General features: G+C 70.9%; 9 protein-coding genes. 2 read left to right on the forward strand and 7 right to left on the reverse strand.

The features are described 5' to 3' along the window. Positions 1–13 precede the first annotated feature (13 nt). The 5 genes from HMPREF3159_RS08655 to HMPREF3159_RS08675 form a co-directional block, all read right to left on the reverse strand. Positions 14–2,179, reverse strand: a complete 2,166-nt coding sequence (locus tag HMPREF3159_RS08655; RefSeq protein WP_070500661.1) for a DEAD/DEAH box helicase — start codon at positions 2,177–2,179, stop codon at positions 14–16. Beyond that, complete coding sequence (locus HMPREF3159_RS08660) at positions 2,179–2,607, reverse strand: (deoxy)nucleoside triphosphate pyrophosphohydrolase (RefSeq protein WP_070500662.1); 429 nt, start codon at positions 2,605–2,607, stop codon at positions 2,179–2,181. The genes HMPREF3159_RS08655 and HMPREF3159_RS08660 overlap by 1 nt, the downstream gene beginning before the upstream one ends. 89 nt (positions 2,608–2,696) lie before the next feature. Next, the gene (gene codB, locus HMPREF3159_RS08665; protein ID WP_070500663.1) at positions 2,697–3,995 is read right to left on the reverse strand and encodes a cytosine permease; all 1,299 of its coding nucleotides are present in this window, start codon (positions 3,993–3,995) and stop codon (positions 2,697–2,699) included. After that, positions 3,992–4,537, reverse strand: coding sequence for a nucleoside deaminase (locus HMPREF3159_RS08670; protein WP_070500664.1), 546 nt, complete (start codon positions 4,535–4,537; stop codon positions 3,992–3,994). The genes codB and HMPREF3159_RS08670 overlap by 4 nt, the downstream gene beginning before the upstream one ends. Positions 4,538–4,812: 275 nt before the next feature. After that, positions 4,813–5,793, reverse strand: a complete 981-nt coding sequence (locus HMPREF3159_RS08675) for an LLM class flavin-dependent oxidoreductase (protein ID WP_070500665.1) — start codon at positions 5,791–5,793, stop codon at positions 4,813–4,815. Between the two features lie 314 nt (positions 5,794–6,107). Between HMPREF3159_RS08675 and HMPREF3159_RS08680 the strand changes: the two genes are divergently transcribed. Continuing rightward, complete coding sequence (locus HMPREF3159_RS08680; protein ID WP_070500666.1) at positions 6,108–7,127, forward strand: aldo/keto reductase; 1,020 nt, start codon at positions 6,108–6,110, stop codon at positions 7,125–7,127. A 141-nt stretch (positions 7,128–7,268) separates the two neighbouring features. Here HMPREF3159_RS08680 and HMPREF3159_RS08685 read toward each other — a convergent pair whose 3' ends face one another. After that, positions 7,269–7,943 (reverse strand): histidine phosphatase family protein, encoded by a 675-nt coding sequence (locus HMPREF3159_RS08685; protein ID WP_070500671.1) that lies wholly within the window; start codon positions 7,941–7,943, stop codon positions 7,269–7,271. A 354-nt stretch (positions 7,944–8,297) separates the two neighbouring features. On the opposite strand from HMPREF3159_RS08685, the gene HMPREF3159_RS08690 reads away from it, so the two are divergent. Then, positions 8,298–9,434, forward strand: a complete 1,137-nt coding sequence (locus tag HMPREF3159_RS08690) for a dioxygenase family protein (RefSeq protein ID WP_070500667.1) — start codon at positions 8,298–8,300, stop codon at positions 9,432–9,434. Between the two features lie 185 nt (positions 9,435–9,619). Here the strand turns inward: HMPREF3159_RS08690 and HMPREF3159_RS17080 are convergent. After that, on the reverse strand, positions 9,620–9,947 hold a 328-nt coding region (locus HMPREF3159_RS17080; RefSeq protein WP_168165401.1), incomplete at its 5' end, for a DUF3592 domain-containing protein.

The raw sequence follows: 9,947 nt of genomic DNA on the forward strand, positions 1-9,947 counted from the left end.
CAAAAGCCACCACTCAAAGGGACTTGACCAGCTTGAGCTGCTTCTTCACGTTCGAGAGCACAATGTCCTGCGCAACGCGGTCGAAGACGATCTGCGTTCCGGGAGGGAGGAACGGGAACCCCTCGCGAATGCTGCGCTCGAGCCGGTTCCGCGAGAGACCGGTGAGCGCTCGGTACTTCAGGTCGAAGCGGAAGTTCGTGTGCTGGAGCCCGACGAAGTCGAGCACGGTGAGTACAGCCTTGTTGTCTGCCCGACGGAGCCCGCGCCCCAGCTGCTGGAGGAAGATCGTCGCGGACTGCGTCGGGCGCAGCATCAGGACCGTGTCGATCATCGGGATATCGAGGCCCTCATTGAAGAGGTCGACAGCGAACAGACACACGATCTCGCCGCGCCGCAGCTTTGCGAGGCCCTCCTGCCGCTCATCGGACCCGGAGGCGCCGCTGAGCGCCAGCGAGGGGAGCCCGGCGCGCCGGAACACCTCGGCCATGTAATGAGCGTGCTCGACGCTGACGCAGAACCCGAGCGCTCTCATTCGGCTCGGATCAGTGACCTTGTCTCGCAGGGCCTGCAGGACCTTGGAGGCTCGAGCATCGTTGCCGGTGTACAAGCTGTTCAGCTGGTCAGTGTTGTACGCACCGCGGGTGAATCGCAGCCCGCTGAGGTCCACACCGTCGGCGATCCCGAAGTAGTGGAAAGGCACAAGCAGGTCGGCGCTGAGCGCGTCCCACAGCCGCAGCTCGCTCGCCACGCGACCCTCGAAGAACGCTTGGGCCACGTCCACCCCGTCGGCCCGCTCGGGAGTCGCAGTGAGCCCAAGCAGCTCCTTAGGGGTGAAGTAGTCGAGGACCTTTCGGTATGTCGCCGCCTCGGCATGATGGAACTCGTCGATGACGATGATGTCGAAGTGGTCGGGCGCCCATCGCTCGAGCTCGCCGGCCTGCTGCAACGACTGGATCGAGGCGAAGACATGCCGCCGCCGGATGGGCTTCCGCCCGTCGACGAACAGTTCCCCGAACGCGCCGTCCTTCAGAACGTCGCGGTAGGTCCTCAAGGACTGCTCGAGGATCTCCTTGCGGTGCGCGACAAAGAGGATCGCTGGTTGGTCGGCGTCCGATGCCCGCAAGCGCTTGTAGTCGAGCGCTGCAACCACGGTCTTGCCGGTGCCTGTTGCCGCGACAAGCAGGTTGCGGTGTCGATCGTGCACCTCCCGCTCGGCGGCGAGGTCATCCAGCATCTCTGTTTGATGCGGGTATGGACGCACGTCGAGATGGCTGATCGACAGGTCTGTCGCGGAGGCGCGGCCGCTGCTCTTCGCAAGGAGCGCGTCGAGATATTCGGCGTCCTTGTCCGGGTCGTAGGGCGCGAAGGCGGCGTCGTCCCAGTACGTCTCGAAGGTCGACTCGAACTTGTCGACCAGACTCGGCGTCGCGAGGTGGGAGAGACGAACGTTCCATTCCAGTCCGTCGACGAGCGCTGCCCGGCTCATGTTCGAGCTGCCCACATACGCGGTGGTGTAACCGCTGGACCGATGGAACATCCACGCCTTCGCGTGGAGATGGGTGGACTGCGCGTCGTAGTTGACTCGCACTTCGGCGTTCAGTGAGCGCACGAAGTAGTCCAGCGCCTTCCGGTCCGTGCCACCGATATACGTGGTGGTCAGAACCCGGATGGGCACTCCGCGCTCAGCCGCCTCGCGCAAAGCTGATTCCAGCACCCGGATCCCGCTCCACTGCACAAACGCGCACAGCAGGTCAATGCGATCCGCGCTCGCCATCTCGAGGCGCAGTTCCGAGCCGAGCTGCGGATCCATTCGCGAGTTCGTGAAGAGCGCGACGTCGCTGAGTGGCGTTGATGGGCGGGGCAGGAGCGGTGTCTCCGGTGGCGTCACCGAGGTAAGGAGACGCGGTCCAGGAGACACTTCGGGATCCGGGGCAGAGGAGGGCAGCGCAGAGAGGAGGCGGTTCGCGAGGGCGATGCGTTCCTCACGGGGTGCAGTCTTCAACGCCCGCTCGACGGTCCGTGCGACGTGCTGAGTGAGGACATGCGCGACATCTGCGTCGTCGACGTCTTCCGTCGGGGTGAGGAAGCCCTGCTCTTCGGTCGACTGGACCGCCTTGGTGAGGCCCGTGGTGAGGAGCAGTTCGTAGAGGCCGGGGTCCAGTGTCTGCGGCGCCTCCATCACTCCGCCTCGGGCTCTCGGCGAAGTGAGGCGAGCCGGTCTGGCAAACCGTCAAGGAGTGGAACGTCGCCAGGCGCCCACTGCAGCGAGGACAGCTCCGTGAGGGGCACCCACTGCATCGCGTCGTGGTCGCTGCTGGCGGTGGGATCCTCGCCCGTGAACTGCGCGGCGTAGCAGGAGAGTTCGATGCGCGCAGCGCCGACATCGCTCAGGCTCCGGTCGACGAACGGGCCGACGGCGACGTCGACGCCCAACTCCTCCTGGAGCTCACGGCGCAGCGCGTCCTCGGCAGTCTCTCCCGCTTCGATCTTCCCGCCGGGGAACTCCCACAGCCCGCCAGCACTGCGCTCGGCGTTGCGTCGGGCGGCGAAGACCGCGCCGTTTCGCTCGACGATGGCGCCGACGACTCGGATGACTGGACTCTCCACCGCGACATCTCCTCTGCCCTGGGCCGACTCCGTCGATCGTACGAAGAGCCGGTGACAGGCGCAGCGAAAGTCGCCGGATGGATGGGGGCTTATGCGGCTGGGGTGAGCTCTCGCTTCGCCCGCACCCCCAGCAACCACGCCCCCACCAGCGCCACCACGATCCCGTTCAGCGGCGCGATCCCGATGCCGTACTCGTTCGACACCCACGCCACCACGCACCCGGCCGCGTACGGCACGAGCGCCTGCCAGCGCACCTTCTCGGTGAGCGTGGACAGCGCCGGCTGCCCATCCCGCCAGCGGGCGATCCAGTCGCCGATCAGCACGCCGCCCACCGGCGGGATCAGGATCCCGATGAGGCTGAGGTAGCCCACGATGTGCCCCTCCACGCCGAGCAGCGCCAGCACGGTGCCGATCGCGACGCCGCCGATGATGAAGGGGCCCTTGCGCCGGGCGTTCGCGAGCTCGGCCCCGGCGACGCCGAAGGCGTAGGCGGCATCCGCGTTGGACTTCCAGAGGTTCCCGAACAGGAAGAACAGGCCCCAGCCGATCATGCCCATGCCCAGCAGCAGGGTGGTGAAGTCGCCTTCCCCGAAGGCGAGGGCGGAGACGGCGCCGAAGAACACCATCAGGCCGTTGCCGATCACGAAGCCGAGCCCGCAGGCGAGCACGGCGTCGCGGCCTCGCTTCGCGAAGCGGGTCCAGTTCGCGGCCTGCGTGCCGGCGGAGGCGAAGGTGCCCACCACCGTCGTCACCGCGGCGGCCCAGGTCATGGAGGTGGTTGGGGCGATGTCGAACAGTCCCTTCCAGCCGCCCACCTCGGTGAGCGCGAGCGCGGTGATCCAGAACGCGAGCACCAGGATCAGCGGCGTGGAGATCAGCGAGACCCAGTACATGCCTTCGTAGCCGTACAGCGCCGTGAGCATCATCAGGGCGGAGACGCCGATCATCACCAGGCCCGGAGCCCAGGCGCTCTGCCAGCCGAAGGCGAGCGCAGTCATCTGTCCGATCGAGCCGACCGCCACCCCGTACCAGCCGATCTGTGTGCCGCCCAGCAGCACGGAGACGAGCTTCGACCCGGCGGTGCCGAAGGTATATCTCGACATGACCACCGTGGTCAGCCCGGTGCGGGCGCCGAGGAAGCCGATCGCGGCGACGTACGCGCCGAGCACCAGCGAACCCACCAGCAGCACGGCCAGGAACTCGCTGAAGCGGAAGGCGGCGCCGATGGAGGCGCCGGCCATGAGCGTCGGCGCGAAGACGGTGAAGCCGATCAGCACCACCGAGATCGAGACGACGCCGCGCCTCGCCGAGGCGGGGACGGGGGTGACCGGGTAGTCGGTGTCGACGGGCTCCGTGCCCGCCTCTTCGCGCAGCTCGGCCGCGGTCACCGGTCGGCGCCGTCGACGTCGGAGTCCTCGGCGCCTGCAGCGCGCGCGCCGTCGGCCGACGCGCCGAGCTCGCCCGTCTCCACGCCGATGTCCTCGCTCCAGATCTCGGGCCGCTCGGCGATCATCCGCTCCATCAGCGCGATGCAGTCGGGGTCGTCGAGCACGTCCACGGTGACGCCCCGCTCGCGCAGCAGGTCCTCGGCCATCTCGAAGGTGCGGTTCTCGCCCACCACGATCCGCGGGATCTCGTACAGCAGCGCGGTGCCGGAGCACATGATGCACGGCGACAGGGTCGTGTACAGCACCGACTCGCGGTACACGCTCGCGCGCAGACGCCCGGCCTTCTCGATCGTGTCGGTCTCGCCGTGGAGGATCGCGGAATCCTTCTGCACGCGCTGGTTGTGACCGGCGGCGAGCACCTGCCCGTCGTGGACCAGCACCGCGCCGATCGGCACCCCGCCCTCGTCCCAGCTCTTCTGCGCCTGCTCGATCGCGAGGGAGAGGAAGCGGCGGTCGTCCTCGGCGGTGGGGGTCCAGGTCATGGCGGAGTGCTCCTGCGGGGTGGGGGGAGGGGTCGCACGGCATAGTACGGCGTGCGGCGCGCTCGGGCAGTCGCCGATCCCGTCGTGACCGAGTCGCGACCTGCGGCGCGACTCCCGCCCGGCCAGGCCGCCGGTGCTCGTGGCCTCCGACACCGCCGTGCGCCCATGGAGCATGCTCATCGCCCGTCCCGCCCGCACCCTCACGCTCTTCGCCGCGCTCGACCTCCCGCGCCGCCTGCACAGGCGCCGAACGGAGCCCGGCATGCACCGCCGTCTCAGCCCATGTACGCCTCCGCCAGCAGCTCCGCCGACCGCAGCCGCTGCTCCACCCGCGGGCCCTGGTGGGCGATGATCAGCTCGTCGGCGCCGGTGGCATCGGCGAACTCGGCGACCTGGTCCCGCACCACGTCGGGGGTGCCGACGGCGCTGTAGGTCGCCATCTGGTGCAGGTGCTGGGCCTGGGGCGCGGCGAGCAGCTCGTCGGCCTGCTCGTCGGTGTACTCGGTGCCCGGGCGCAGCAGCAGCGCCACCCGGCTGCGCATCATCTCGTGCTGCTGGCGCTCGGCGTCGGCCCGATCGTCGGCGGCGATCACGTTGAAGCCGGCGATGACGTGGGGCTTCTCGAGCTGCTCGGAGGGCTGGAACTCGCGGCGGTAGAGCGCGATCGCCTCATGGAGTGCGCCGGGGGAGAAGTGGGAGGCGAAGGCATAGGGCAGCCCGAGCGCGGCGGCGAGACCCGCGCCGAACAGCGAGGAGCCGAGGATGAACAGCGGGACGTCGGTGCCCTTGCCCGGATAGGCGTCCACGCCCGGGATCCGCGACCGGCCCTGCAGGTAGCCCTGCAGCTCCATGACGTCCTCGGGGAAGGAGTCGGCGGAGGCGCCGCTGCGGCGCAGCGCACGCATCGTGTTCTGGTCGGTGCCCGGCGCACGGCCGAGGCCCAGGTCGATCCGGCCCGAGTGGAGCGTCTCGAGGGTGCCGTACTGCTCGGCGATCACGAGCGGGGAGTGGTTGGGCAGCATCACGCCGCCCGCGCCGAGCCGGATGGTGCTGGTGTGCGCGGCGACGTGGGCGATCAGCACCGAGGTCGCGGAGGAGGCGATCGACGCCATGTTGTGGTGTTCGGCGTACCAGACCCGCCTGTACCCGGCCTCCTCCGCCTTTCGGGCCAGGGCGACCGTGCCCTCGAGCGCGTCCGCCGGGGTCTGGTCGCGCGCGGCGGTCGCGAGGTCGAGGATCGAGAGCGGGACGGGCATGGGGGCACCTTTCGTCGAGTGTGGGTGCCGGCCGGCTCGCCCGGCACCCACGGGGTCAACGCCTCACGTGCCGCTCCTCTTCCCGGGCGCCGAGGACAGGTGGGAGCCCGCGTCCCGCCCGCCCCGGCGGACCGCCTCACCGCCCCCGGCGCCGCGAACGCCTCCTGCTCCACCGGCGCCACCAACCTCCGCGTCGCCCGGGGTCCACCCTGGTGCCGTGCGCGGCGTGCGAGGACGCCAGCTGGTCTGGGAGACTCCTGTCCAGAGCGCCGCCCATCGAGGGGCGGTCCGGAGAAGCGAGGTCGACGATGTCCATGCAGCACCGCACCCCTGCCCGCCTCGACCGTCCGCTGTCCGTGATCGGCCAGGGATGCTGGCAGATCGGCGCGGACTGGGGCGAGGTCGGCGACGACGCCGCGCAGGAAGTGCTCGGCGCCGCCCTCGAGGCCGGGGTGACCTTCTTCGACACGGCCGACGTCTACGGCGACGGCCGCAGCGAACGGCTCGTCGGCGCGATGCGCGCCCGCGTCGCCGCCGACGGCACCGCTGCCGAGGGTCTGCCCTTCCTCGCCACCAAGGCGTCCCGGCGTGCGGAGCCCTTCGCGCCGGAGTCCTTCACCGAGGAGGCGCTGCGGGGCTGGGTGGAGCGGTCACGGCAGAACCTCGCCATGGACACCCTGGACCTGGTGCAGCTGCACTGCCCGCCGCCGGCGATCTACCGCGACGACCGGGTGTTCGAGGTGCTCGACGCACTGGTCGAGGAGAGGCGGATCGCCGCGTGGGGCGTCAGCGTCGAGACCTGCGAGGAGGCTCTGATCAGCCTCGAGCGCGAGCACCTCGCCTCGCTCCAGATCATCCTCACCCCCTTCCGCCTCAAGCCCCTGGACGAGGTGCTGCCCCTCGCGCGGGCAGAGGGTGTCGCGGTCATCGCCCGGGTCCCGCTGGCCTCCGGGCTGCTCACCGGCAAGTTCTCCGCGACGAGCGAGTTCGCCGAGAACGATCATCGCCGCTTCAACCGTCACGGGGAGGCGTTCGACCAGGGCGAGACCTTCTCCGGCGTCGACTACGCGACGGGCCTGGAGGCCGTCGCCCGGCTCGAGGAGGCGCTCGACGGGGAGATGGCGCTGCCCGAGGCGAGCCTGCGCTGGATCCTCGCGCAGCCCGGGGTCACCTCCGTCATCCCCGGCGCGAGCAGCGGCGAGCAGGCCCGGGCGAACGCCGCCGCGGGCTCCGCGCCCTCGACCGCGGAGCAGGACGTCCTGGCCAGGTTCGACGCGGCGGTGCACGAGACGTACGACGCCCTGCTGCGGGACAGCATCCATCCGCGCTGGTGATCGCGCGGACCCCGAGCACCACGCCCCCGCCGACGACGGCGGGCGGACCCCGGAGCTGGAGCACCTTCGCCGCTCCGACGGCGAGCTGGACAGCCCCGGTTCCTCGCACCTGGCCGACGGCGCGGTGACCTGCGGCGGCCCTCAGGCCTTCGCGTCGGCCGTGTCGTCGGCGGTCACGTCGTGCTCGGCATCGCGCAGCAGGTGCTCGCCGCCGACGGGGCTGGAGATCCAGTCCTCCACGCGCCAGCCCGCGGCGGGATCGCCGACGAGCGTGACGAGCCCCGTGTTGTACAGCGGCCGCTCGGACAGCGAGGCGGCGCCGAGCCCGCCGGCGACCGAGGCGAACACGCGGATCGCGGCGCCGTGGCTGACCACGACGACGGTCGCGTCCTCGGCGTGCTGATCCGCGATGTGCCGCAGCGCCCGGGTCCAGCGGTCCCAGAACTCCCGCCCGGTCTCGCCGCCGGGCAGCCCGCCCTCGAGCTCGCCCGCGCTCCAGCGCTGGTGGTTGTCCTGATACGCGTCGACGGCCTCCGCGTCCTGCCGGCCCTGGTGGATCCCGGCGCGGATCTCCTCGATCCCCTCGGTCAGGCGCGGGCTGAGCCCGCACGAGGCGGCGAGCGGGGCCGCGGTCTCGTGGGTGCGCAGCAGGCGGGAGACGTGGATGGCGGCGATGTCCTCGTGCGCGAGCGCGGCGGGGACCGCACGAGCCTGGGCGTGACCGAGCGTGGTCAGCCCCGGCCCGGGATAGGCGGCGTCGAGGATCCCCTCGACGTTGGAGGGCGTCTGGCCGTGGCGGAGAAGGAGGAGGCGCATGCTCAGCACCGTATGAGATCCGTCGTGAGCGTGCACGGGCGCGGTCTCGGCGGCGGTCTGCGTCACAGTGCCCCCGTCCCCGGCCGCTTCCCGGGACGGCGCCTCCAGCGTCTCGCCGCCGCGCTCGCCGTCCGCCGGGGACCGCGCCCCCGCCGCAGGTCAGGACCGACGTGACCGACACTGCGCGGCCCTCTTCGGTCCGTTCCCTCGCCGACGCCCCCGGGGACCGCGTCGCCCACGACTCCCAGCGAGCTCCCGGGCTCCCTCCCGGCAGATCACGGAAAGCTGACAGCGGCTCTACAGCCTGCGCTTCTAGCTTTCCGGCTCCACACCAGGAGACCGAGAGGACCCGTCATGGACACCACCGACCCCCGCCGCCCCTATCCCGAGGCGCGCGAGCACACCGTCGCACAGAACTCCGCCGGAGCGGTCCCCTCGGGCACCGCACCGCGCAACAGCTTCGAGGGCCGGCCCCTCCACCACCCGGACGAGGACGTCGAGGACCAGGGCCTCGCCTTCGACGTCGGCGCTCTGGTCTCCCGACGCGGCGCGCTCGGCGTGCTCGGTGCGGGCAGCGTCACCGCCGTCCTCGCCGCCTGCACCGGTGGCTCCGCCTCCACCACCGCCGCCGCGAGCGACGGGGGAGGGGCGAGCGATGCCGGCGGCTCGAGCGCCACCTCCGAGCTCACCGAGATGCCTGGCGAGACCGCCGGCCCCTACCCGGGCGACGGCTCCAACGGCGCCGACGTGCTCGAGACCAGCGGCGTGGAGCGCTCCGACATCCGCTCCTCGATCGACGGAGGCACCACCGTCGAGGGCGTCCCCCTCGACATCACCATGACCATCATCGACATGGCCGGCGGCGACGTGCCGATGGAGGGTGCGGCCGTGTACCTGTGGCAGTGCGACGCCGCCGGGCAGTACTCGATGTACTCCGAGGGGGTGGAGGAGGAGACCTACCTGCGCGGCGTGCAGATCGCCGACGCGCAGGGCAAGGTCACCTTCACCTCCATCTTCCCCGGCTGCTACACCGGCCGCTGGCCCCATCTCCACTTCGAGGTGTTCCCCGACGCGGAGTCGATCGTCGACGCGACCAATGCGATCCTCACCTCGCAGATCGCGCTGCCCCAGACGGAGGCGGACGGCGTCTACGAGCTCACCGAGTACGCGGGGAGCGCCGAGAACCTCTCCCAGCTCACCCTCGAGACCGACAACGTCTTCTCCGACGGCTACGAGCAGCAGCTCGCGACCCTCTCCGGCGACCTCGAGACCGGCTACTCCTTCGCCATCGACGTCCCGATCGACACCACCACCGAGCCGGAGGCCGGCGGGATGGGCGGCGGCATGGGCGGCGAGCCGCCGTCGGGCGGTGCCGGCGGCGAGGGCGGTCCCGGCGGTGAGGGCGGCACCCCCCCCGAGGGTGCGCCGGGCGAGGGCGGCGAACCCCCGGCGGATGCGCCGTCCGACGGCGGCGGAGACACGCAGAGCTGATCCGGCGATCGCGCGGCCCGGCGCAGAGCTGACGCGGCATCGGCAGAGCTGATGCGTGCGGGGGGATCAGCAGAAAAGGGACTCCAGCGGCACACGGCGGAGCTCAGCGCCGCGCCGTGCCGCGGGAGTCCCCTTTCTGTGGACGCAGCCCGAGGCCGCGTCGGTTCTGGTGGGCCGGCGTCGCCTCAGAAGAAGGGGAGCTGGCCGAGGATCATCCGGCCGCCGTTCACGATGATCCCGATGACCACCAGGAACAGCAGGCCGAACCCGATCCGCATCACCGGGACCCTCGCGGAGATGCCGTGGCCGTTCTGCGGCGCGATGAAGCGCTCGGGCCGGTCGCGGTCGTGGAGCACGGTCACGCTCATCCCGCTGCGGTCCACGGTCCCGGTATCGCTGACCACCGGGTTCGCGCGGACAGTCTGTCCGCGGTCGGTCGTGAACTCGATCGTCTCGACGACCCGGCTGGAGCGGTCCTCCCGGGTGCCGCTGTAGTGCACGTGCGAGGAGATC

It is taken from the genome of Brachybacterium sp. HMSC06H03, assembly GCF_001807385.1.
Classification (GTDB): domain Bacteria; phylum Actinomycetota; class Actinomycetes; order Actinomycetales; family Dermabacteraceae; genus Brachybacterium; species Brachybacterium conglomeratum.

What these genes read in the sequence shown, in the direction of transcription:
- HMPREF3159_RS08655 (WP_070500661.1), bottom strand. Translation starts at nt 2,179, where the DNA reads ATGGAGGCGCCGCAGACACTGGACCCCGGCCTCTACGAACTGCTCCTC.
- HMPREF3159_RS08690 (WP_070500667.1), top strand. Translation starts at nt 8,298, where the DNA reads ATGGACACCACCGACCCCCGCCGCCCCTATCCCGAGGCGCGCGAGCAC.
- HMPREF3159_RS08675 (WP_070500665.1), bottom strand. Translation starts at nt 5,793, where the DNA reads ATGCCCGTCCCGCTCTCGATCCTCGACCTCGCGACCGCCGCGCGCGAC.
- HMPREF3159_RS08680 (WP_070500666.1), top strand. Translation starts at nt 6,108, where the DNA reads ATGCAGCACCGCACCCCTGCCCGCCTCGACCGTCCGCTGTCCGTGATC.
- HMPREF3159_RS08670 (WP_070500664.1), bottom strand. Translation starts at nt 4,537, where the DNA reads ATGACCTGGACCCCCACCGCCGAGGACGACCGCCGCTTCCTCTCCCTC.
- HMPREF3159_RS08685 (WP_070500671.1), bottom strand. Translation starts at nt 7,943, where the DNA reads ATGCGCCTCCTCCTTCTCCGCCACGGCCAGACGCCCTCCAACGTCGAG.